20 protein-coding genes and 4 pseudogenes are annotated in these 22576 nt (G+C 44.8%); 8 read left to right on the plus strand and 16 right to left on the minus strand.

Translation table 11 applies throughout. The features are described 5' to 3' along the window. Nucleotides 1-31: 31 nt before the first annotated feature. A complete protein-coding gene (locus HV318_RS23045) occupies nt 32-1378 on the minus strand; it encodes an ISNCY-like element ISLad2 family transposase (protein WP_076611902.1) in 1347 nt (448 codons plus the stop codon). 226 nt (nt 1379-1604) lie between these two features. On the opposite strand from HV318_RS23045, the gene HV318_RS23050 reads away from it, so the two are divergent. Next, entirely contained in the window at nt 1605-2237 is a 633-nt protein-coding gene (locus tag HV318_RS23050; RefSeq protein WP_001567369.1) for a DUF6904 family protein, read from the plus strand. Between the two features lie 28 nt (nt 2238-2265). Here the strand turns inward: HV318_RS23050 and HV318_RS23055 are convergent, their stop codons facing one another. The 5 genes from HV318_RS23055 to HV318_RS23075 all read right to left on the minus strand — a co-directional run bounded on the left by HV318_RS23055 (nt 2266) and on the right by HV318_RS23075 (nt 7485). Beyond that, the gene (locus HV318_RS23055; protein WP_001567368.1) at nt 2266-3669 is read right to left on the minus strand and encodes an ISNCY-like element ISKpn21 family transposase; all 1404 of its coding nucleotides are present in this window, start codon (nt 3667-3669) and stop codon (nt 2266-2268) included. A 316-nt stretch (nt 3670-3985) separates the two neighbouring features. Beyond that, nucleotides 3986-4792 (minus strand): SecC motif-containing protein, encoded by an 807-nt coding sequence (locus HV318_RS23060; RefSeq protein WP_182274663.1) that lies wholly within the window; start codon nt 4790-4792, stop codon nt 3986-3988. Between the two features lie 17 nt (nt 4793-4809). Further along, a complete protein-coding gene (locus HV318_RS23065; RefSeq protein ID WP_016239970.1) occupies nt 4810-5250 on the minus strand; it encodes a hypothetical protein in 441 nt (146 codons plus the stop codon). A gap of 152 nt (nt 5251-5402) precedes the next feature. Then, complete coding sequence (locus HV318_RS23070; RefSeq protein WP_000482601.1) at nt 5403-6764, minus strand: FRG domain-containing protein; 1362 nt, start codon at nt 6762-6764, stop codon at nt 5403-5405. Between the two features lie 13 nt (nt 6765-6777). Beyond that, nucleotides 6778-7485, minus strand: a complete 708-nt coding sequence (locus tag HV318_RS23075; RefSeq protein ID WP_242462381.1) for a hypothetical protein — start codon at nt 7483-7485, stop codon at nt 6778-6780. Between the two features lie 127 nt (nt 7486-7612). Between HV318_RS23075 and HV318_RS23080 the strand changes: the two genes are divergently transcribed. Further along, nucleotides 7613-8644 carry an IS630-like element ISEc33 family transposase gene (locus HV318_RS23080; protein WP_001395480.1) on the plus strand — a complete coding sequence of 344 codons (1032 nt, stop codon included), beginning with the start codon at nt 7613-7615 and terminating at the stop codon, nt 8642-8644. Nucleotides 8645-8794: 150 nt separating this feature from the next. Here the strand turns inward: HV318_RS23080 and HV318_RS23085 are convergent, their stop codons facing one another. Then, the gene (locus HV318_RS23085; RefSeq protein ID WP_076611902.1) at nt 8795-10141 is read right to left on the minus strand and encodes an ISNCY-like element ISLad2 family transposase; all 1347 of its coding nucleotides are present in this window, start codon (nt 10139-10141) and stop codon (nt 8795-8797) included. A gap of 222 nt (nt 10142-10363) precedes the next feature. Between HV318_RS23085 and HV318_RS23090 the strand changes: the two genes are divergently transcribed. From HV318_RS23090 to HV318_RS23100, 3 genes are all read left to right on the plus strand, one after another. Beyond that, nucleotides 10364-10678 carry a hypothetical protein gene (locus tag HV318_RS23090; protein ID WP_009652923.1) on the plus strand — a complete coding sequence of 105 codons (315 nt, stop codon included), beginning with the start codon at nt 10364-10366 and terminating at the stop codon, nt 10676-10678. Nucleotides 10679-10811: 133 nt separating this feature from the next. Further along, nucleotides 10812-11240: a hypothetical protein gene (locus tag HV318_RS24305; RefSeq protein ID WP_032155219.1), complete on the plus strand. Its 429-nt coding sequence runs from the start codon at nt 10812-10814 to the stop codon at nt 11238-11240. A 13-nt stretch (nt 11241-11253) separates the two neighbouring features. Continuing rightward, a complete protein-coding gene (locus HV318_RS23100; RefSeq protein ID WP_016241518.1) occupies nt 11254-11679 on the plus strand; it encodes a hypothetical protein in 426 nt (141 codons plus the stop codon). Nucleotides 11680-11831: 152 nt separating this feature from the next. Here the strand turns inward: HV318_RS23100 and HV318_RS23105 are convergent. The 6 genes and pseudogenes from HV318_RS23105 to HV318_RS23130 all read right to left on the minus strand — a co-directional run. Next, a pseudogene (locus HV318_RS23105) lies at nt 11832-12308 on the minus strand (IS3 family transposase); the annotation flags it as partial. An 80-nt stretch (nt 12309-12388) separates the two neighbouring features. After that, complete coding sequence (gene ltrA / locus HV318_RS23110) at nt 12389-13897, minus strand: group II intron reverse transcriptase/maturase (RefSeq protein WP_001189111.1); 1509 nt, start codon at nt 13895-13897, stop codon at nt 12389-12391. A 672-nt stretch (nt 13898-14569) separates the two neighbouring features. Further along, nucleotides 14570-14998 (minus strand): annotated as a pseudogene (locus HV318_RS23115) (IS3 family transposase); the annotation flags it as partial. Between the two features lie 9 nt (nt 14999-15007). Then, nucleotides 15008-16159 (minus strand): IS30-like element IS30 family transposase, encoded by a 1152-nt coding sequence (locus HV318_RS23120; RefSeq protein WP_001254932.1) that lies wholly within the window; start codon nt 16157-16159, stop codon nt 15008-15010. A 64-nt stretch (nt 16160-16223) separates the two neighbouring features. After that, a pseudogene (locus tag HV318_RS23125) lies at nt 16224-16472 on the minus strand (transposase); the annotation flags it as partial. Between the two features lie 468 nt (nt 16473-16940). Continuing rightward, nucleotides 16941-17447, minus strand: coding sequence for a hypothetical protein (locus HV318_RS23130; protein ID WP_007372203.1), 507 nt, complete (start codon nt 17445-17447; stop codon nt 16941-16943). A 160-nt stretch (nt 17448-17607) separates the two neighbouring features. Here HV318_RS23130 and HV318_RS23135 point away from each other — a divergent pair, with 160 nt between their 5' ends. From HV318_RS23135 to HV318_RS23145, 3 genes are all read left to right on the plus strand, one after another. After that, a complete protein-coding gene (locus HV318_RS23135) occupies nt 17608-18006 on the plus strand; it encodes a hypothetical protein (protein WP_016241897.1) in 399 nt (132 codons plus the stop codon). 112 nt (nt 18007-18118) lie between these two features. Further along, on the plus strand, nt 18119-19309 hold the full coding sequence (locus tag HV318_RS23140; RefSeq protein ID WP_009652915.1) for a hypothetical protein: 1191 nt from the start codon (nt 18119-18121) through the stop codon (nt 19307-19309). Between the two features lie 35 nt (nt 19310-19344). Beyond that, a complete protein-coding gene (locus tag HV318_RS23145) occupies nt 19345-19533 on the plus strand; it encodes a hypothetical protein (protein ID WP_007372207.1) in 189 nt (62 codons plus the stop codon). A 200-nt stretch (nt 19534-19733) separates the two neighbouring features. Here the strand turns inward: HV318_RS23145 and HV318_RS23150 are convergent. The 3 genes and pseudogenes from HV318_RS23150 to HV318_RS23160 all read right to left on the minus strand — a co-directional run bounded on the left by HV318_RS23150 (nt 19734) and on the right by HV318_RS23160 (nt 22365). Next, nucleotides 19734-20431, minus strand: a protein-coding gene (locus HV318_RS23150; RefSeq protein WP_223335778.1) for an IS1 family transposase whose coding sequence is annotated in 2 segments (ribosomal slippage) — nt 19734-20182 and nt 20182-20431 — 699 coding nt in all. Because the reading frame shifts where the segments join, the coding sequence is not laid out codon by codon here. A gap of 56 nt (nt 20432-20487) precedes the next feature. Further along, nucleotides 20488-21006, minus strand: a pseudogene (locus HV318_RS23155) (PLP-dependent transferase); the annotation flags it as partial. A gap of 81 nt (nt 21007-21087) precedes the next feature. Beyond that, nucleotides 21088-22365: an L-cysteine desulfidase family protein gene (locus HV318_RS23160; protein ID WP_001515737.1), complete on the minus strand. Its 1278-nt coding sequence runs from the start codon at nt 22363-22365 to the stop codon at nt 21088-21090. Between the last annotated feature and the right edge of the window lie 211 nt (nt 22366-22576).

A 22576-nucleotide genomic window follows, 5' to 3' on the forward strand; every position in this document is an offset into this window, starting at 1 on the left:
TTCCGGTACTTTGCAGCACTGATGGTCGATTCTATCGCTTTGAACTTGCCACAAACAAGCTCGGGTCTGCCAGAACGGGATTGATAGCCCGGAGCTGTTCCTGGATGCGCACCTGAGCCTTACGGCTGGGCGATTTTTTGCTTCGTTCCCGTTTGCCTTCGCTTTCCCGCTCATCCTGTTTTACCTGAGCCAGTCGGAGTACAGTCCCGAGACGTTTGTTATCAACAATCTGCCCCTGGTCGACACAGGCCAGCTTATCAAATGCCTGGCACTTAAGGCTCCGGTGCCCATAGAGGAAGGCGAGGGTGCCATCGGGATAATCCAGTACTTTAATTTTTTCACCGGCAAGACGGCTATTTTCTTCTGTGGTGTCCATGAGATAAAGGATCTTATCGTACTGGAAGGTCAGTGATTTCGACACGGTACGAACATCATGCCAGGCAAAGATGTCTCTTAATTCATCGGGGCTTTCCTGCACCGGACGATGCAAATCTTTGGGGAACTTAGCCGGTCGTGAAAACCGGCTGTTAAAGTCAGCGATGAAAGTGGCAAGCCAGGCATTTGCGGCCTCAATGCCGGTTATACCTTCCAGACGCATTTCTTTGATCAGCCGATCCTGAAGTGTCTGATTCGCACGTTCCACGCGGCCTTTAGCTTCAGAGCTGTTGGCACAAATAAGCTCGATTGCCAGGTCATAAAGCACACGTCCGAACTGGGTAACGGTGGTATTGCGTTTCTCCGGACCACTGACGCGAAATATTGCGTGTTTGTCACTGTACAGCGATACCGGCTTCCCATGCTGCTCGATGTATTCCCGGGTTGCCAGCATGTAGTCAAAGGCTGTTTCTGACTCGCTGAACCGCAAATGCATCAGACGCCCGGTGGCATCATCGATAAAGACCAGCAGGCAGCATTTTGGCGCACGGCCTTCAAACCAGTCATGGTGGGAGCCGTCGATCTGGATAAGTTCACCCAGACAATCACGCCGATGTCGGGGTTGATAAACCCGTGACTTACGGCGAGCATGCGGGACCCAGAGTCCGTCAGACGTCATCCAGTTGCGGACGGTCTCGATTGAAAGCCGGATATTATGGCGCTCTCTGAGTTTTTCTGCGGCCAGTGTGGGCCCAAAGTCACTGTAGTTTTCACGTATCAGCGTGAGTACTCGTAGTTTGAGAGATTCGGTCAACCGGCGGTTGCTGGGCTGGCCGCGTTTGCGGCTGACAAGTCCTTCAGCACCAGAAACTCGGTAACGATTGATAAGTCGTTGCGCCTGACGTTCTGAAATGCCAAGCTGTGATGCTGCATCACGACGGCGTAGACGCTTTTCACAAACTGCCTGTATCACCGGTAGGCGGTGGATCTCTTTATCTGACATGGTCACCAACATGCGTTGAGCCCCTTAGAATTGCATTCAGTTTAGCTTACTCTAAGGTGACGTTTCTATCTGGATAAAAAGTGACATTACTAAATGGTTCTAACAATCTATGTCAAGGCTCAATTGAAATGTCCGTTATCCAGCTCAATTAAAATGACCACTTTGATCTCTCATTCTCTTTACTGATAGACTTTCCTCCGACTGAAACAACAGGATGATTGAGCCCATGCTTCGATACGAGTTAACGCCGAACAATGCAGGTTTTATACTGTGGGGAGATTCAGAAGCCCTGAATGAATTACATGAACTCATTCATTACATCGTGGATGAAAGCCCACTGATTAAAGTTAAAGACGGATTTATGTTATCCCTTGCCTATGATATTCGTAAAGCACGGGAAGGTAATCGTCGTGTTGAGCAACATCAGTATGATCAACATGATACATATAAGCTTTATGGTGTTGAGCTTTTATGGCCTCTGGTCCTGGTACAGTCCTCAATACTCAGAAACTCAATGGGTTATATTCAGACAGACAAAAACCAGCTGTCTGTCATGTATGCCTTTGAATACCTGATAGAATCAGCATTAACAGAGTCTGAGAGAACAACGTCGAATGATATTATGCTAACAGTAAAATATGCATCAGACTCTGATTTTAATTTCATTGAGGATAATATTGACAGCAGGTGCTGCTATTTTATCAGCCTATCTCCGGAGCAAAGAAAAAAGCAGTTAATCAGTATTGTTCGTTCTTTTCATTCATTATGGGGTAAGTATGCCCGTGAAAAGCAGGACATAAAGATGCTGAACGAAATGAATAATACATCATGGGTCTGGCCGGACAATATCAACTGGTGAGCAACCACTGTCCGGCCAGTGAGTACCATCAGCGGGCTCTTTTACCAAAAATGTCCTCTGAACGTGACTGAAGCTGTTTGAGTGCTTCGAGCATGTCATCATTATCCAGTGAGCGCTGGGATTTCTTCCCTTCCTGCTTTGGCCGTCGTCGGGAAGGGCCATCTCCAGCGGGAATTGACTGAGAGCGCGTGTTATCCCGCTTGCTCTGCACCAGACTGATAAACTCCAGGGTTCGGCCAAGACGCTTGTTATCGACAATCGCGCCCTGGTCGATTTCTGACAGTCGGTCGTAGGTAGAGTAGGGAAGTAGCGTACCGTTCAGGCGCAGCTCTTTTCTGCCATCAGGATAGTGATACACATCGATATATTTACCTATTGCACGGCGACTCAGTTCGCTGTCTTCAATCAGGTACAACATTTTATCATATTGTATCGTCAACGATTTTGAGACTTTACGTTTTTCACGAACAGTGAAAATAAGCCCCAGGTCCTCATCATGTTCTACAGCACGGTGTACGTCAAAATCATGTCGCGGTACTTTGCCAAAACGGCGGTTATAGTCAGCCATATAGGCCTCAGCGAAGTCATTTGCAGCCTCCATTGAACAAATGCCCTGTAACCGCAGCTCTTTGACCAGACGATCCTGTAAAGTGAGGTGAGCTCGTTCTACACGCCCTTTGGCGGGACTGGTTTCTGCACAGATAGTCTGGATGTTCAGTTCATGCATGGCTCGCCCAAACTGAGTATGCCCGTCTCCGCCTGTGGCGTGTTTATTGTTAACACGAAAAACACCGGCTTTATCGCTGTACAGTGCCAGCGGTTTACCATGCTTATCGATATAGCGCCGCGTGGCTTCGAAGTAAGAAAACGTGGACTCCGATTTAACAAACAACAGTTCCATCAGTTTGCTGGTTGCATCATCAACATAGACCAGCGCGGTGCAGGCCGGGCCACGGCCTTCAAACCAGTCGTGATCACAGCCATCTATTTGTATCAGCTCACCAGTACACGGACGCCGGTACCGTGGTTGAGGGATCCTTGCGGCACGTTGTTTACGGGGAACCCATAAGCCAGCCCGCACCATGATGCGCCGGACAGTTTCTTTGCCAAGAAACAGTCCGTGGAGTTCTTCGAGCTTTTCACGCGCCAGAGTCGGACCGAAATCAGCATAACGCGTCTTGATCAGTTCCAGAGCCTGATCTGCGAGCCCGGGTGGCAACTGGCGGTTACCACGCATGCCACATCGTCTGCTGGCCATACCAAGCGGTCCGCCTTCACGGTAACGGGCAAGAAGTCTGCGGCATTGCCTGTCGCTGATACCGAGGTGCTCGGCCGCACGGCGCGTTGTGATGCGACGTTCAATGACGTCCTGTATAATCTTGATCCGGTTGATCTCTTTCAAAGTAAACACTCCTGAGCTTTCTGCGCTCATGATATGCCTCCCGGTAGTTTAAACGGACCAGTGAAGCTTACCATAGCGCGGACATCTGAATTGAGCCACAGGCGGACATTACTATTGAGCCATTACAATCTATGTCAAAGCAAGTTTAAAATGTCACCTCTTTGTGCAAGATAGAAAGGGCACTTTCAGCCTATGTAATCATATTAATGTGACTGCTGTGTTATCCCACTCAACCAATTAATAAAGCAAAAGTTAAATATGAAAGACTGGAATAAAAATATAACGAAAACATCTTAATATGGAAATATCTGTGTCAACGGGATCTTTAGTTATTGAATATCTGGTTCTAAATAGGTTCTACATTCAACGGGAAGGGAAACCAAATATCTATATGTTTTTTATAAATACCATTACGTGGCAAACAACAATCTGCATATTTTTTTAAAGAATCTCCACATGGACAAATATTTTCTGGCGATAATACTCCATCATGTTCTTTCGCCTTAAATCTCCAGGTCGTAATATTGAAAATTTGATGTGGGGATTGTATGTATTTGACAACACTAATTAAAGTTGAATAGTTATAATGATCACCATCATTGGAGAAAAAAACACTACATTTGTTAACGGGATTACTAACTATGTCATAAGTAATTAATTCAAAATCGATCACTTCATCAAAGCAAAGAACTCCATCATAAAGTTTATTTTTAACATGACCACAATCATTAATAAAACTACGGGTTGTATTACATACTGAACATTTCACTTCTTTTATTATTTCACGAGAACTACCGAAGATTTTATATGGGAATAACGCCTGCCAATTACATACCATTCTCGCTAAGAAGTTAACACCATAGAAATTAACCTCAGGCAGAAACTCATTATTTTCTTTAATATGTATTAAATCTATTTCTATCCTTTCAAGTTCTACCCATGCTTCATAAAAATCACCTCTTGTAAGTAAATTAATGACTTGAATATATTTTAAATGGGCTAGTAAAATTGTTTTGTATAAAAACAATCTGTTTGATTCATTATTCAAGCTCAAGGATTGAGCTTTTTTTAACTCAGCATTAAGATAATCAAGAATAGCACTATCTTCTTGAGTAATACACATCCAACGCTTTAACTTTTCGTGAATATTCATAATATCTATATAGATTTTTATTTGATTTTGTTAATTACTTTTAAAACATCGTCTACTTTTCCAGAAACAGTGTATTTCACATGTTTTCCTGATTTATTTTTTTTAATTATAGAGACTTTAACGTCTATATCTCTAGTTCCAAAGTTATCAATTTTTTTCTGAATATAATTTGAAACAAGATTTACTAAAAAAGGTATCATTACTGATGTGGCAAAGAAAGTGCCTAACGCTAACGTTATACTGTTTAATTGCAGGTACGAAACACCATTAGAATCTCCGTACACTTTAACATTAGAATGTGATTGCTTGGTGAACTGGAAAAAATCCAGTGCATTACCTCCAGTAATTTTTGAACTATCAAAAACGATCGCAATCTCATCATCTTGAGGTTCATATGAAGAAATGATTTTTACCTCTTCATCTTCATCACTCATTTCACTCAAAGTAATGGGGTTCATTCTCAACTCCTTGTTTTATATTTTTACATTCAAATTTTACTATACGACTGGTTAATTGCTCCTGTCCAACACACACCAGAGTTCATATGCTTAGCATACAAGGGACCAATGCCAGTAGCGACAGGCTAGTGTGTCAAAAAACCACATGAAGATCAATCTCCTGCGGAAAATTTGGCCGCAATTAGTTTCATTGTCCTTTCCATGCCTTGATAAACTGTCGCATCTGTAATGTTTAACCTTGCGAGTTCCTTAAGTATTCTAGCTTTGTTTCTGATCACTATTTTTTCTACTTTAAACTCTTGCATAGCATCATCAGGGTTTGAAACTAAATCGGGATAAACAGCATTATTCCCAAATAATAAGAATGCACCTGACTGTGATGACATCCTTTCATTATTATTTCTTCCTTTAACGAAAATTAACCTTTCCAAATCTGATGGTATAATTACATCTTTAAAATAAGGTTTTTCATCTTTAATGTAATGTATAAGTTTTTGACAAGCTTCAGTTTTATTGAAAGCCTCCTTGTCCATTTTACAATCCAGCTGATCTTTCAGTGTTTGACTTAGCATTGATATATTTGATATGCAACTTACTGTATCAGAGTCAAAGAATTTTATACGATCCCTTTTTGTTTTGAAAATAATAACATGTCCATCAACCTCATTTGTATTTTCATTATTACTAATGTCGCAACAAGCGAAATACAGAGCGATTAGTGGATTTGATGTTATATCCAACAAACGAGTTGGTAGTCCGTAGTGTTGCATCCTTACTAACTTGTCTAGCATTGTTTTATCATCAACAAACTCAGTTGGCCTTGCTGTTAGGGCTTCACGGACTAAATTTGATTCACTGTGCAAATGCTTGAAGTTACCTTTTTTGTTTTTCCTGAAAACTGATGGAGCCAACTCGTAAGATACATCAGAATGTCCACGATAAAATATTTCTGCATCTTCTTCATGATCTTGTTCTAAAACACGCGCCATGAAACTTTGAACATTATCTATTATTGGGTAGTTATCAACTTCATCAGGAAGTGCTTCAGTAGGAGGAAGTGGTGTACTTCTTGTCGTTATATTTAGAAGTGCTAATGTTTGATTTAAATCACGTGCTTTTATTCCCCAGTGAGTCCGTTTCAGCCCATATGCACCTAATTCTAAAGCTGTTTGATATAACTCTTTGTTTATCACTACGACATCATCTTGTGAGTGAGTGATTCTGAAATCAAACTCAACATTTTTGTTAACTGTTCGTAGATTTGAAATTACACCAAGTCGCAAAGTAATGTATTCAACATTGTCTCGGGAATAAAGTTCTGACATAAAAAGCGTAGGTAATTTCTCAATATAAGATAATGCTTTATCATTCAAAGGCGTTAACTTCAACCGGATGTCATCAGAGGTGCCTTCTAACATACGTGATATAGGAAAATCACAACTCCCACTAACCCGTTCATACATGGGCCAATGTTCAAAATAGTCAGGTTCTCCGCCCATAATTAGATTAAACATTAAAACTAAATCCTTATATTTTACTTAATGAATTATTTACAATCCAATCAATTGCGCCAGAGGTGCGAATCCAAGGCTTTATATTATGATTCACATAATAAATGGCTTCATCCATTCCACCTAACGTGATATATCCACTGTTAGACTTGATCTGTAATCTGCACTTCGATAACAAGCCGGGGATGTGTCTATTAGAATCAATCGCAGCTTTAGCGATATCATCGGCATCCGGGGATGACTGTCGGTAGGCGAGTAGGGCGCGTGTATACTGAAAAAACGAACGCATATCCCCAGGATAATCGTCCAGTAGCAAGGCCAGATCATCCACCATTTCAAGCTCAAGGTAATAGTTCGCTAATAAATGACGAATCCCCTGGTTATCGTTCGGGTTGAGCTTCAGCATTTCGCGGCTATGAGCCATAGCCGGATAAAAATTACCAGACTCCCATAAGGCCTCAGCCAAAGCTGCTTTTGCTCTCATATATGGACGTGTTTCGACAAATCCCCAGAAACGTCCTGCGAACTCCTGAAAATCCTCGCCAAGTGCAATGCTGGCTGCGTACAAAGCAGTCTCCAGCTTCCCGATTTTTGACTCAGGAGGTTCTTGAGATATCTCGCAGTAGAATGAGTATGCGTCAGCACAGAGCGGGGATTTCTTGATAGCTTTTCTGATGAGTTTCAGCACAACTTCCAGGTCATCATTTTCCCAGGCATCGAACATGAACTCCTGAGCCGCAACCAGATCTAAATAGCTGCGCGGAATAGTAGATCACTGAAAGGGAACTCAGCCCGGATTGTGCGATCTGATCAATCGCCAAACCAACCAAAATCACCAACCGGACTGAGCGATGCCGATCATAGTACCAATACCCCGTGGCGAACGACGCCTGATGCAGAAAGCTATTCATAAAACGCGTGATAAAAATCATGCCCGCAGACTCACGGCCATGCTAATGCTTCATCGGGGTGAACGGGTCAGCGATGTTGCCAGAACTCTCTGTTGTGCCCGTTCATCCGTTGGTCGCTGGATTAACTGGTTTACGCACTCAGGTATTGAAGGCCTGAAATCCTTACCCGCAGGGCGCTCCCGACGCTGGCCTTTTGAACATATCTGCACCCTGTTACGTGAGCTGATAAAGCATTCTCCCGGCGATTTTGGTTATCAACGTTCACGCTGGAGCACCGAATTACTGGCAATAAAAATCAATGAGATAACCGGTTGCCAGTTACATGCAGGAACCGTTCGCCGCTGGTTGCCATCTGCGGGGCTTGTATGGCGCAGGGCCGCGCCAACTCTGCGTATCCGTGACCCACATAAAGATGAAAAGATGGCGGTAATCCACAAAGCGCTGGATGAATGCAGCGCAGAGCATCCGGTATTTTATGAAGATGAAGTGGATATCCACCTTAATCCTAAAATCGGTGCGGACTGGCAGTTGCGCGGACAGCAGAAACGGGTAGTGACGCCGGGGCAGAACGAAAAATACTATCTGGCCGGCGCACTGCACAGTGGCACGGGTAAAGTCAGCTACGTGGGCGGCAACAGCAAAAGTTCAGCGCTGTTTATCGCTCTGCTAAAGCACCTGAAAGCCACTTACCGGCGGGCGAAAACAATCACGCTGATCGTTGATAACTACATTATCCATAAAAGCCGCGAAACACAGCGCTGGTTGAAAGCAAATCCCAAGTTCAGGGTAATTTACCAGCCGGTTTACTCGCCGTGGGTGAATCATGTGGAACGGCTATGGCAGGCACTTCATGACACGATAACCCGTAATCATCAGTGCCGCTCAATGTGGCAGTTACTGAAAAAGGTCCGCCATTTTATGGAAACCGCCAGCCCATTCCCCGGAGGAAAACATGGTCAGGCAAAAGTGTAGCGGTATTAGGCGCAGCTATTTAGATGTAATTGCTCAGAGCTGACAGCAGTTTTATACAAATCAACGCGCTTTGTAGTCGGGAATTTAATCATCTCAAGTATCCTTTTGGGGACTCACTGTTCCGGTACTTTGCAGCACTGATGGTCGATTCTATCGCTTTGAACTTGCCACAAACAAGCTCGGGTCTGCCAGAACGGGATTGATAGCCCGGAGCTGTTCCTGGATGCGCACCTGAGCCTTACGGCTGGGCGATTTTTTGCTTCGTTCCCGTTTGCCTTCGCTTTCCCGCTCATCCTGTTTTACCTGAGCCAGTCGGAGTACAGTCCCGAGACGTTTGTTATCAACAATCTGCCCCTGGTCGACACAGGCCAGCTTATCAAATGCCTGGCACTTAAGGCTCCGGTGCCCATAGAGGAAGGCGAGGGTGCCATCGGGATAATCCAGTACTTTAATTTTTTCACCGGCAAGACGGCTATTTTCTTCTGTGGTGTCCATGAGATAAAGGATCTTATCGTACTGGAAGGTCAGTGATTTCGACACGGTACGAACATCATGCCAGGCAAAGATGTCTCTTAATTCATCGGGGCTTTCCTGCACCGGACGATGCAAATCTTTGGGGAACTTAGCCGGTCGTGAAAACCGGCTGTTAAAGTCAGCGATGAAAGTGGCAAGCCAGGCATTTGCGGCCTCAATGCCGGTTATACCTTCCAGACGCATTTCTTTGATCAGCCGATCCTGAAGTGTCTGATTCGCACGTTCCACGCGGCCTTTAGCTTCAGAGCTGTTGGCACAAATAAGCTCGATTGCCAGGTCATAAAGCACACGTCCGAACTGGGTAACGGTGGTATTGCGTTTCTCCGGACCACTGACGCGAAATATTGCGTGTTTGTCACTGTACAGCGATACCGGCTTCCCATGCTGCTCGATGTATTCCCGGGTTGCCAGCATGTAGTCAAAGGCTGTTTCTGACTCGCTGAACCGCAAATGCATCAGACGCCCGGTGGCATCATCGATAAAGACCAGCAGGCAGCATTTTGGCGCACGGCCTTCAAACCAGTCATGGTGGGAGCCGTCGATCTGGATAAGTTCACCCAGACAATCACGCCGATGTCGGGGTTGATAAACCCGTGACTTACGGCGAGCATGCGGGACCCAGAGTCCGTCAGACGTCATCCAGTTGCGGACGGTCTCGATTGAAAGCCGGATATTATGGCGCTCTCTGAGTTTTTCTGCGGCCAGTGTGGGCCCAAAGTCACTGTAGTTTTCACGTATCAGCGTGAGTACTCGTAGTTTGAGAGATTCGGTCAACCGGCGGTTGCTGGGCTGGCCGCGTTTGCGGCTGACAAGTCCTTCAGCACCAGAAACTCGGTAACGATTGATAAGTCGTTGCGCCTGACGTTCTGAAATGCCAAGCTGTGATGCTGCATCACGACGGCGTAGACGCTTTTCACAAACTGCCTGTATCACCGGTAGGCGGTGGATCTCTTTATCTGACATGGTCACCAACATGCGTTGAGTCCCTTAGAATTGCATTCAGTTTAGCTTACTCTAAGGTGACGTTTCTATCTGGATAAAAAGTGACATTACTAAATGGTTCTAACAATCTAAGTGCGCATAATGAACCTTATGTTGAATTATGGTTAAGTAGTCGATTTTATGGTTGGAAGTGCCTGTTTGCAGTAAAATGCAGTTCATTACCTTTAACCACTGGAACTAGACATGGCTAATGAAGATCTCCCCTCTGGGTGCAAACGCTGTAAAGGATGCAATCAGGTTAAACCCTTCGAAGAATTCGGTAAGGAACTTAAGGGTAAGTTTGGCCTTAAAAGTAAATGCAAGTTGTGCATTAGCGATAAAAACAGAAATTATGCTGCCGGTTCCGGTGCAGGTGTAAAACTCCAAAACAATAAAAAATACCAGACCGAGCATAAGAGTGAACTGGCAGAAAAGATGAGAGTAAGACGGGCAAAGAAAAAATTTGGAGATAACTATGAAGCATATCTAGCATCTTTAGAAAGGATTAAAAACCTCTGATAATTACATAACAACCTTAGTCAATAAGACACAAAGATTATGTATTGTTGCTTTTATTTCAAAGCATCAACTTTATTGAAAAGTTACGCTATACACTGTGCAATTTATTATGCTGATTTAATTTGGTGATTATATGAGTTGTCATGACAGAGACATCAATAAGATCCTTCAATCATTCACTCACTTAATGGTTGAAGCAAAAAAAAGCATCTTTCATTCAAAATCAATGAAGGTTCAAGGTCTTCAGTTAGTAGATGAGTTATACATCCGTGCCCGGACGGGAAAAATGTCATACCTCGGTTCGTCGGTACTGGTAGTCGCAACCATTTCAGTGAAGACCCCAGGCAAAGGATTTTTCAGACAGTTACTCTCGAAATTAAAAGAAGCAGCTGAGACAAATAACTACATCTTAAAGGTTGAGAATGTCATCAGCACCGAACTTAGGGAGTTTCTTATCAGAGAGGGTTTTTCATTTCCTGGTGAACGGTGGATGTGCGGTTCCGGCTACTGGGCTCCATCATCACTTAGGCTTAATGACCAATTAAGCACCCTCCCCGTCTAATATGAGGCCGTAAATGTTCATAACCCCTGAAGTTGCTTATGTCTGCGAGCTGTTACATAAATATGATGTACTTCCACTCGAATGTGATGGTCATACTATGGTTGTAAGTTGCCTGCTAGATAGATTCTGTATACCGCACCAGCGCATCGTTGGAGAAGTAACGTTGGCTGGAACTGGCCAGATAATTCGACCTCATCTGTGGATAGAGTATGACGAATACATAATAGATTACCGCCTCCGCATGTGGGCAAGGAAAACCGAAGATAATGTTAGTCTAGTGCCTCATGGCATCTTTATCGAAGATAAAAGTCAGGCAATTTACACTGCTCAAAGAATTGCAAATAAAGCCATGATATCAGACTCGATAATTGATTTTATGACAGATGGGTTATGGACTAAGATTCTCCTAGAAATCCCTGGTAAAAAAAGAATTACATAAAGCAGGAGGATTAAGTTTGTTCATAAAGTTTTTCTTCACTGACACTCAAAGCAAAGATGTCTTTTTCCAAGCACCAATCTTAGAAAATATTTGCTTTTCTACTGACTCAAGTTGGTTCATTAAAAGATGATAGTTGAATCGCCACGGATAATCTAGACACTTCCGAGCCGTTGATAATACTGGTTTTCATATTCTGTCGGTGAAATCTGATCGCTAGAACCATGCCGACGCTTACTGTTATAAAACATTTCGATGTAATCAAAAATATCGCTGCGGGCTTCTTCCCGCGTTCCGTAGATCTTTTTCTTTATCCGTTCGCGTTTCAACAATTGGAAAAAGCTTTCTGCAACCGCATTATCATGGCAGTTACCGCGACGGCTCATGCTGCCCTCCAGGCCGTGTGATTTCAGGAACGACTGCCACTCATGGCTTGTGTACTGACTGCCCTGATCCGAATGAACCAGCACCTGTTTTTGGGGATTACGCCGCCATACAGCCATCAGCAGTGCGTTCAGGACAATGTCCTTTGCCATCCGGGATTGCATGGACCAGCCGATAATTTTGCGTGAGAACAGATCAACAACCACGGCAAGATACAGCCAGCCTTCGTGGGTTCTGAGTAGAGTAAGAGGCAGGGCGTAGTCGGACTATTTCCCTGCCTCTCCTCCCCGAACCGGACGTGCACCTTTCAGCGCATCCGGCTCTCCATTTAAATGCTGGCGAACGCCATTGCCACTTCTGTAAAGCGCGATGTATACGTGTTTCTGGTCTCCGTCCTCAGATAGGGATTACCTTCGGGTAGCCGCCAGCGGAACAGCTTCTTGCCTTGCCCCACCAACCGGTACAGTATTTCGCCGCTGAGCTTGCCGTGATTGGTTTTACCAAATAAAACCCACGTTTTGCTCTGACCCGGTTTCGGTGATTTACACCACCACCTCATCAGGGAAGCGATACCTGTACGGTATTTGCGGGCCAGCCAGTGAGCCAGCTTCCAGAACACGACACGGTCGATATAACTGAAGACTTTGGCCTTAAAATCAACGAACTGATAGAACATGGCCCAGCCTTTCAGTTTTCGGTTGAGTTGTTCAGCCATATCGACTTTGCTTTCACTGTAGTTGCCTGATAACAGTGCTGTCAGCGATGCGGCGAAGTTTCTGGCTTTCTCCTGCGGGATCGTTGAGACCACTCGCATCTCGCCATAACGACTGCGTTTGCGAATGATCCTGTGCCCCAGAAAGATAAAGCCGTCATTAACATGGGTGATTTTAGTCTTATCCATGTTCAGCCTGAGTTTCAGACTGCCTTCGAGCACACCCCGACACTCCTCCCTGATGGCTTCCGCCTGTGCTTTGGTGCCTTTGACGATGAGGACAAAATCATCGGCATAGCGGCAGTACGCCACCGCGGGTTTCCACTGCCAGTTTTCTCTGACCGCCGTACTTCGGCCCCGTTGGATACTGTTATTCCAGTACCACCGATCTTTTCTGGCTTTCCCGCTCAGGTAGCGCTCATGCAGGTATTGATCGAACTCATTCAGCATGATGTTCGATAATAGCGGCGATATAACACCGCCCTGTGGTACACCTTCACTGGCCGCCCGAAAGAGACCGACATCGATATGTCCCGCCTTGATGGTTTTCCACAGCAGAGTCATGAAACGTGCGTCACTGATCCTGCGGCGTACAGCCTTCATCAGCAGTCGATGATGTACGGTGTCGAAGTAACTGGACAGGTCGCCTTCAATCACCCAGCGTCCCCGGGTTTCACCACAGTCTGTGAGCTGTAATTTCACCGTGCGGATCGCGTGGTGGACACTGCGCTCAGGCCGGAAGCCATATGAGAGCGTATGAAAATCACTCTCCCATATCGGCTCCATCGCCATCAGCATGGCCCGCTGAACAATACGATCCCGCAACGCGGGGATACCCAGTGGTCGCAGTTTGCCGTTGCTTTTAGGGATGTAAACCCGTCTGGCGGGCAAGGGCTGGTAGTGGCCTGAGAGTAATTCATCCCTGAGGATTTGCAGCTCAACAGCCAGTCTGGCCTGTAGCATTGTTTTGTTCACGCCATCAACGCCGGGGGTATGGGCCCCCTTTGATGAAAGCGTGATCCGCGCCGCTTCAGCCAGCCATTCTGGTTGTGTTATCAGACGCAGCAGCCGTTGAATCCGTAGGGACGGATCGGTGGCTGCCCATGTGGCAAGCTTGCGTTGCATTTCGCTGATTATCAAAGGTCTTCACCTCGTTAGGTCAGTTAATTCACGTCGCAAACACATTCAAACTGCTTCCCTTCGCCATGTAATGGGCTTTCCCCATCGCGGACTACTACGGAAGCTCCGCCAGCCAGCGCGTCATCGGAGCCATGCCCCCTTAACATCCGTCGCTGACCTTCCCCGGTTTACCTGCCTGGACTCAGGCATACTGAGGAGGCTGCCCGTCGCACTCTTTATCCTTGCTTGCCGCAAGTTGGCAGAAGTCAGCAACGCAAGCGTGATAGACGCTGCTGCCCCGGTGTTTCGCATACATGTCAAAACACCTTCGACCGGCAGTGCTTACGTATCACTGCCAGTTCCTCCTGCACGGCCTGTCAGATCACGTAGGCCGTGGTGACGTTTTCAACCCACAGAGGCGGATTAACGGGTTCATGTTCTTCAGCCTTTCAGTACTTAACCTTGAGGATCATCTCGGCTTAGTGATCTCGCCTCAATCCCCGTTGTCAGCGGGTTACATCACCCTGCGGGCATGCCGCAGGTCACTGCCGCTCAGGTTCTCCACCGTCACACCCGGTGGGATTGTTGGGTTTCTCATCGTGAGTTACCGGTTCAATATTCCAGACAGACTCGCGGTTCATTTAAGCATCCATGCCCGCCCTGAACTCCGGGCACACTGTAGGTTATATCCGTTACCCAACGCTCATTCGGAGCATCCGGATTGAACTGTCGCTGGAGCCTGTTGGGCGACACGATACTGGCCTCGCCTTTACGTGCCCGCGGGCTCCGGTATCCGACCTGAGCCTTTATCCCGACACGTTTCATCAGTCGCCAGACTCTGTTCACTCCGCACTGTTGCCCGCTGTCCCGCAGATCCAGATGGATTTTACGATAACCATAGACGCATCCCGATTCCAGCCAGAACTGTTTAATCTGTCCTGTCAGTCTCAGGTCTGCCTGATGGCGTTGTGAATGCGGCTGCTGAAGCCAGGCGTAAAAACCACTGGGATGAACATCCAGCACCCGACAGAGCAGGCGAACAGGCCAGCAACAGGTGTTGTCACGGATAAAGGCGTACCTCAGTCGGACAGCTTTGCGAAGTACGCCGCTGTAGATTCAATCTGTCAATGCAACACCCCTTTCAATTATCTCTTTCGGTGTTTTGAACTTCAGTGTCTTTCTCGGTCTGTTGTTTAGCTGAGCAGCAACCAGATCTAGTTCATGTTGAGTATATTGGGCAAGACATGTCTTTTTAGGAAAGTACTGCCGAATTAGCCCATTTGTGTTCTCATTTGTTCCCCGCTGCCAAGGACTCTGAGGATCGCAGAAGTAAACTTTAACGCCGGTGCTGACAGTAAATTCTAGATGTCTGGCCAGTTCCATTCCTCTGTCCCATGTCAGTGATTTTCTGAGTTCTGACGGTAAACTCAGGAATTTGTCGGTAAGAGCCTGATTTACTGAGACAGAATCTTTGCCCCTGAGTCTAAGGATGATCGTATAACGTGATTTTCGGTCTACAAGTGTGGCTATATGAGAGTTTTTTGTACCTGAGACTAAATCGCCCTCCCAATGCCCCAGAGAGCGTCTGTTATCGATATTTCGGGAACGTTCGTGAATTGGTGTTCCGTTCACTATGTTAATCGTACCTCTTTCGCCTTTGCGGGTATGACGCCTGCCATGGCGAAGGCTATGCGACCGTCGCAGATGCTGTATATTCAGGTGGTGTAGCGCTTCACGGCTACGAAAGTACAGCGTTTTATAAATTGTCTCAGGTGATATTCGCAGCGTTTTTTGACGTGGTTTTGTTCGCCTTAACCATCCTGATATTTGCTCTGGAGACCATTTCATCTCCAGCTTTTCCAGAACAAGCTTTCGCAATGGTAAATTTTGATCCAGTAAGCACGGTTTTGGCCTTTTCGCCATTCTGTTGGCTCGGTTATTAGCATCAACAGCTTTGTAATAGCGTCTGCCCCGATTACGCTGAACTTCACGTGAGATCGTCGAAGGACTGCGATTCAGCGCAGTAGCTATCGCACGAATGCTCATTTTGGCTGACAAACCAGCTCGTATCTCCTCGCGCTCAGACAGTGTCAGGTGAGCTACAGCCCGCTTACGCTCATGGGGTTTTATGCCGCCAGTATCCCTTAACATAGTGAAGATCGTTCCGGGTTTTGAACCCAGGATATTCGCTATTTCACTGAAGCCTGTTCCGTTCTTCCATAGTTCAAAAACAGAGGCTTTTTCCTCTGCTGTAAATGTTCGTCTCATTCAAAAAACCTCCGCAACCCCATGTTTTCACATAACTGTTGCGTTGACCAATTGAATCTACAGCGGCTTTTTTTAATATGTCCCGTTCGTCGGTAACCCGTTTCAGCTCTTTCTGGAGACGGCGGATCTCGGCCTGAACATCTGACTGTTCTTTATTAGTGGAAGAATCCGGACCGTACTTCTTTATCCAGGCGTAAAGGCTGTGGGTGGTGATATCGAGACGTGTTGCAACGCTGGCAACAGAATAACCGCGATCAACAACCTGTTTGACTGCTTCAATTTTAAACTCTTCGGGATAACGCTTACTGCTCATGGGCACCTCTCTTTAAGCCATCTTAAATGACTCTGAGGTGTCTGTTAAACCCGTGGCGATTCAAGTCAGGAGTCTCAGCTCCAATGTTCCCTTCCCACTTTAGAATCAATTCACTTACCTTCCCTTTTAATGTTGCAAGGAGAACAAGCTGTTTCTTCGCGAATACAATCTCTTCCTGATGTATGTTTTTCTTTGCCATTGTAGTGTAGGTTCCATATCCATGTTGATTTATGTTAAGGATTACATTTTATTAACAATATTTTTATTGATTGTAAACACAAATCTCAATGGAATAGCATGAATTAAAGTCATCACGACCATTTTACCTAGTAGTATCAGCATGATAGTAAGTGAAATCAGATTATAAAAAGCAGATAGTCATATCGAACAAAAAGATAATTGAAATAAAACAAAAAACCATCACTGTTAAGTGATGGTTAATGATTTCAATATGGAATTATTTAGTAATCAAACAAAATAACCAGGATTATTAATCAGATCACTTTGTTGAGTACTATGTGCCATTTCAACAAATTCAGACACGCTTGTAATTTCATTGAGTGTGGTGATTGCGAATAATCGAAAAGAAAACTCTTTATTACCTTTTCTTGGGTAGATGTTCAGGAAAAAATTCAACTTTTGACCAACCGGACACATACTTGAAACCGCAGCATAAGATTGTGTCTGTCTGAGGTACTGAGTGAGGAATTGAGCAAGATCAACACCCTCATCAGACGTTAACGACCTGGATGTCTGAACCTTTAATAACCTTACAAGGTTATCTATGGCGGTCTGAATAGGAAGAAGTTCTATCTGAGGAACCTTCAAAAAATCAGCTATGATAATACCAAGTAACTGGCTCTGATCGTTCATGAAATTATGGATATAAAGAAAGTGTGAGTCACCGAATCTTTCAGCAGAATCATACTTAAAATTCCATTCATTCAATACTGCACTGTACTTCATTTTATTCATGGTTAGCTCCTCTTTATATAAAAAAAGATTAACGCAACATTCATCGGTGACGAAATTCTAAGACCCGTTAATTTCGCCCCCTATTGGGGTCATAAAAAATTGTCACGCTACGGCCTGTCTGGCAGAATCCCCTGAAACCGATTTGCGATAAGTAACCCTGATGAAAAACCTCATTAATGATGTTGCGACTGAAGCACGGGCATTACTGAACGGTATCCTCGCTGACTGTGATACCGATGACACAACGGGCACATGCCTATTTGCCAGTCTGCTATTAGCTCGTCTGGCACATAGCAAAGGGTTATCAGCTGTGATTAGAGGTGGCGATGGGAAATCTGACGGCGGGTTATTCACTATGTATGGCGGGTTCGGTCATTACTGGTGTGAGATCTCCAACAACGATGAATTCCATATTGTTGATATATCGGCAGATCAATTTGGCTTCGAAGGAGTTATCGTTAAGAACATCAAAGAGGTAGAAGGCTGGCCACGTTACATCCCTGGAAACCAGGATGTCGTAAATGCTGGAGTTGAGGAGCTCTTCAACCACGGATACTAAATGGTCGAGTCTAAGTGCGATTTATACACCTCAAAACGCCCCCATTCTCGATTCAAGAATTATTGATTTACAAGTAATATCAGAAATATTTAGTTCACTCTAAGGCAAGTGAATGAAGAAGAAATTACCGTCATGGTCACCAGCTGAAGATCTGAAGCTTATAAAAGGGCTTAAGGATGGTTACTCATTTGCAGCGCTTACGTCCATTCTTGGATACAATGAAAGGATAATCCAGTTAAGATGTATCGAGTTGGATTTATACCTTCTCATAAGAGAAAATCTCTCCGAGCCTAACGAAATTACCCTCAAGCCTAACTCTTCAATCAGAGTGCCACCGGCTGAACCAGCTTCAGGTATAACTCTTAAAACCCTGCTAGATAATGGATGGGTAGCACACTGCATAAATGGTGAAAATGTTCTGTACTCTCCAGAATGGTGGCGAACAAGAAACACAAGCCTGTTAGTACCCGAAGATGAGGATACTGATCAGCTACATAAGAAAACATCTTCACACCTCATTACCGGTAAACCGTGGACTCCTGACGATACTCGGGTCTTACTTAAGGCGATACAACATGGTATCAGTAAAACGGCACTTGCCGAGCTTACCTTAAGAAGCCATCAATCCACTCTTCAGCAACTTATAGAGCTTGGAATGATTACCGTGGGCGCTGAAGACGATTCATCTAGTACGGTTATATGGTTAAATAAAAAAATAAGTTCTGCGAAATTATCAAAAAAACGTTTTCTTGATGTCCTGCCACTAATCGAATTCGGCTGGCACATTGATGGATTCGACCTTACCGCCCCAGATTGGTGGAGCAAGCATATAGTGCTTAATGAAATTATCTATGAAACCGTACCAGATAAAACCATTTCAAATTACCCGGCCAGAACTGACATTGATTGTGATAGTGAAAAACCACAACAAATTAAGGAAAGATCAGTGCCTGAACGGAACCAAAGAGAACCACAAAAACCAGCCAAATGGGTATGTGGAAACTATAAGTTTTTAATTACACTTCTATCTGAGCATCGTTCAATAGAAGTGATTGCCAAGAAAATGAATAGGACAGATGGCGCGATTAGGTCACGTCTACAGCATATCGGTATAACGCGTTACGAGAAACCAACAAAACCTGGTGAAAAAGGAAGTGTCATTAAAGCTACATCAATTTCTACAGATATCTTCAGAAACCAGCCATTTTTTGTGAAGAGATTACTCATAGATGCCGGATGGTCTGAAAAAAACAATGAATTGCATTGCCCGGTCTGGTGGAGCAATTATCCACACAACGTTTAACGGGCTTAGTCACGAACTCTACCCTGGAGAACTATATGTTTGATTATTTTAACAGACCATTTGACACTTTCGACTGGGCGCTGATTATAGGATGCGGAATCCTTTTTGTCGGGCACTTTATCTGGAAAATCTTCTTCAGCGATGAAGGCCGTAGGAAAATTGATAATGAAGCGCCGCCTCCAATCATGACTCAGAAAGTAGATGATGAAACGGATGGTAAATAAGCACACAAAAATAAAACGCCCTTAAGTTATATATAGTACCTTGAACTATGTATATTGTGTATTAAGGCAGAGAAATCTGCCTTTTTATTTGACAATAAACTCTTTAGAATTATAGTGTATTGTATGTTTAACGTGTATAAAGGAATGAACCTTGTCATCGGTTAAAGTCAAAGCAACTATCGTAGGGTAATGACTCCAACTTAATGATAGTGTTTTATGTTCAGATAATGCCCGATGACCTTGTCATGCAGCTCCACCGATTTTGAGAACGACAGTGACTTCCGTCCCAGCCTTGCCAGATGTTGTCTCAGATTCAGGTTATGTCGCTCAATGCGCTGAGTGTAACGCTTGCTGATAACGTGCAGCTTTCCCTTCAGGCGGGATTCATACAGCGGCCAGCCATCCGTCATCCATACCACGACCTCAAAGGCCGACAGCAGGCTCAGAAGACGCTCCAGTGTGGCCAGAGTGCGTTCACCGAATACGTGCGCCACAACCGTCTTCCGGAGCCTGTCATACGCGTAAAACAGCCAGCGCTGGCGCGATTTAGCCCCGACGTATCCCCACTGTTCGTCCATTTCCGCGCAGACGATGACGTCACTGCCCGGCTGTATGCGCGAGGTTACCGACTGCGGCCTGAGTTTTTTAAATGGCGGAAAATCGTGTTGAGGCCAACGCCCATAATGCGGGCGGTTGCCCGGCATCCAACGCCATTCATGGCCATATCAATGATTTTCTGGTGCGTACCGGGTTGAGAAGCGGTGTAAGTGAACTGCAGTTGCCATGTTTTACGGCAGTGAGAGCAGAGATAGCGCTGATGTCCGGCGGTGCTTTTGCCGTTACGCACCACCCCGTCAGTAGCTGAACAGGAGGGACAGCTGATAGAAACAGAAGCCACTGGAGCACCTCAAAAACACCATCATACACTAAATCAGTAAGTTGGCAGCATCACCCGCAGCTCATTATGCCCCTGCTTTTGGCAACCTGGCATACTGCTTCAATATCAACTAATTCCAACAGTGGGTTAGTGGGCGTTTCGATCCAGATTAGACCTGTATTCTCTTGAATATGGCGCTCTACTGACGCCAGATCATTAAGATCGACATAACTGAATGTCGTACCTGAAGTTTGTTTACGCAGACGTTCAAACAACCGATAAGTACCGCCATAGACCCCTTTCATTACTAATACATGGGAATCCTTAGGTAGCAATTCCAATATAAGTGCAGTTGCTGCCATACCGGAAGCGGTTGCCGTAGCATAGATACCTCCTTCCAACTCAGCCAAGGCGGTTTCATATGCATATCTTGTCGGGTTACTGCAACGGGAATAACAAAACTCCCCTTCTTCGCCTAAATTTGGCTGAATGAAGGAACTGGCGGTAGTAATCGGTGGAAAAATAGCATTATTGCCCCGGTCAACTTGATCTCCGGCATGGATAACCAGAGTCGCGATCGATTTTGATTTGCTCATTATTTGTCCCTTTAAATTTTAACGATAGCCCGCCGATCATTATTAATAATGACGTTAGGCCACGCGGTTAAACCGTAATATTTATTTACGTGTCATTATACTGATAATTTCTTTATCTGTTTGCCTCATTGGCGATAACACTAATTTACATAAATTATTGATAGAACCTTCAACATCGCAGGAAACAATGCCATCACGCTCCCCTGCAACACTATTTTGTTGCGCCATCAACACCGACTTAAATGCACAGGCGGTAGCGGTAGACACTTTCATGGCACAACTATTTGATGCACCATCGCAAATAATGCCACTAATATCACTGATCATATTACTGACCGCGTAGGAGATAGTTTGAAAATCTTGGGTCAATAACCAACTCATACCTGCCGCCGCCCCCATTGCTGCCGTTGACGCCGCACACAATGCAGACAATCGGGTATAACGCATATGAATTGAGATTGCGGCTAGATGGGCCAACGCTAATGCCCGGGCCAGTGTTTCATCATCTGTATTAAGATGTCGGGCAAGTGTCACTACCGGCATTGTCACGGTAATCCCCTGATTACCAGAGCCATAATTTGACATCGCGGGTAAGGGTGCGCCGCCCATACGGGCATCTGATGCCGCAGTGGTGTTGATCAACATTTGACTCAGTAAGTCAGTGCTGATAAAGCCATTTTTTCTGGCTTGCGACAACGCGCCACTCACGTTCAAACCATAGTTCTTCCTTTGCCCCTCGTCAGAAAGCGCGGTATTAATCTCAGCACTTTTCAGCATAAACATGATGTCTTTAGCGGCGACATCGGTTACAAATTTAAATGCGTCGTTAAGGGAAAATTCGGGTAGTACCCCACTATCATTGGCGGCAATTAGGTCTCGGACTAATATTTGCTTTATATTATTAATATAAACTTCAGTGACATTAGTATGGCTACCTTGAATCACTACCCGGCACTGATCACTAAGACTATATAGCGTAATATCGATAAAAATAAAATCCGTAGCATCTACTGCGTTTAGACACACGTTACCTGATTCATTAAATATATAGGCTTCGGTAATTTGTGTCGCAGTAATATCTTTTAATACTTCTAAATCGGCATCCGCGTTACCACCAATAGCCCCTATTGCCGCCGCAAGAGTGACTCCGCAATAGCTTGTTCCCGGAATAGTGACTCCCATCGCATTTTTATACAGATTCTCCGATATATTCCCCGTTATTTTTAATATCGGTGCGTTGAGATATTTAGCAGCCACTGCGGCAGCATACGCAATAGCAATAGGCTCAGTACAACCTAATGAAAGTTTCACTTCCTTTTTCAACCAATCGAGTAATTGTTGATGTGTTATTTTTTGCATTTGAAGTAATTAATCAGTGATTTGGATTATTTTTATCTTAGGGTTTTACGGGGAGAAATACTTTTCCTATTTTCTTGTTGTTTTTAATGCTTGGAGAATATTGTTCTCTTTAACAAAAAAGATAACCACAGAACAATTTAAATAAAAACATATTAAAAACAATGAAATAGATAACTCAAACACCATTAATCCCTTACTCAATGAGATACTA

This window comes from Enterobacter sp. RHBSTW-00901, from assembly GCF_014103115.1.
Lineage (GTDB): Bacteria > Pseudomonadota > Gammaproteobacteria > Enterobacterales > Enterobacteriaceae > Enterobacter > Enterobacter cloacae_P.

Coding starts and splice junctions, on each gene's coding strand:
- HV318_RS23045 (WP_076611902.1), bottom strand. CDS start 1,378: ATGTCAGATAAAGAGATCCACCGCCTACCGGTGATACAGGCAGTTTGT.
- HV318_RS23050 (WP_001567369.1), top strand. CDS start 1,605: ATGCTTCGATACGAGTTAACGCCGAACAATGCAGGTTTTATACTGTGG.
- HV318_RS23055 (WP_001567368.1), bottom strand. CDS start 3,669: ATGAGCGCAGAAAGCTCAGGAGTGTTTACTTTGAAAGAGATCAACCGG.
- HV318_RS23060 (WP_182274663.1), bottom strand. CDS start 4,792: ATGAATATTCACGAAAAGTTAAAGCGTTGGATGTGTATTACTCAAGAA.
- HV318_RS23065 (WP_016239970.1), bottom strand. CDS start 5,250: ATGAACCCCATTACTTTGAGTGAAATGAGTGATGAAGATGAAGAGGTA.
- HV318_RS23070 (WP_000482601.1), bottom strand. CDS start 6,764: ATGTTTAATCTAATTATGGGCGGAGAACCTGACTATTTTGAACATTGG.
- HV318_RS23075 (WP_242462381.1), bottom strand. CDS start 7,485: ATGTTCGATGCCTGGGAAAATGATGACCTGGAAGTTGTGCTGAAACTC.
- HV318_RS23080 (WP_001395480.1), top strand. CDS start 7,613: ATGCCGATCATAGTACCAATACCCCGTGGCGAACGACGCCTGATGCAG.
- HV318_RS23085 (WP_076611902.1), bottom strand. CDS start 10,141: ATGTCAGATAAAGAGATCCACCGCCTACCGGTGATACAGGCAGTTTGT.
- HV318_RS23090 (WP_009652923.1), top strand. CDS start 10,364: ATGGCTAATGAAGATCTCCCCTCTGGGTGCAAACGCTGTAAAGGATGC.
- HV318_RS24305 (WP_032155219.1), top strand. CDS start 10,812: ATGAGTTGTCATGACAGAGACATCAATAAGATCCTTCAATCATTCACT.
- HV318_RS23100 (WP_016241518.1), top strand. CDS start 11,254: ATGTTCATAACCCCTGAAGTTGCTTATGTCTGCGAGCTGTTACATAAA.
- ltrA (WP_001189111.1), bottom strand. CDS start 13,897: ATGCAACGCAAGCTTGCCACATGGGCAGCCACCGATCCGTCCCTACGG.
- HV318_RS23120 (WP_001254932.1), bottom strand. CDS start 16,159: ATGAGACGAACATTTACAGCAGAGGAAAAAGCCTCTGTTTTTGAACTA.
- HV318_RS23130 (WP_007372203.1), bottom strand. CDS start 17,447: ATGAATAAAATGAAGTACAGTGCAGTATTGAATGAATGGAATTTTAAG.
- HV318_RS23135 (WP_016241897.1), top strand. CDS start 17,608: ATGAAAAACCTCATTAATGATGTTGCGACTGAAGCACGGGCATTACTG.
- HV318_RS23140 (WP_009652915.1), top strand. CDS start 18,119: ATGAAGAAGAAATTACCGTCATGGTCACCAGCTGAAGATCTGAAGCTT.
- HV318_RS23145 (WP_007372207.1), top strand. CDS start 19,345: ATGTTTGATTATTTTAACAGACCATTTGACACTTTCGACTGGGCGCTG.
- HV318_RS23160 (WP_001515737.1), bottom strand. CDS start 22,365: ATGCAAAAAATAACACATCAACAATTACTCGATTGGTTGAAAAAGGAA.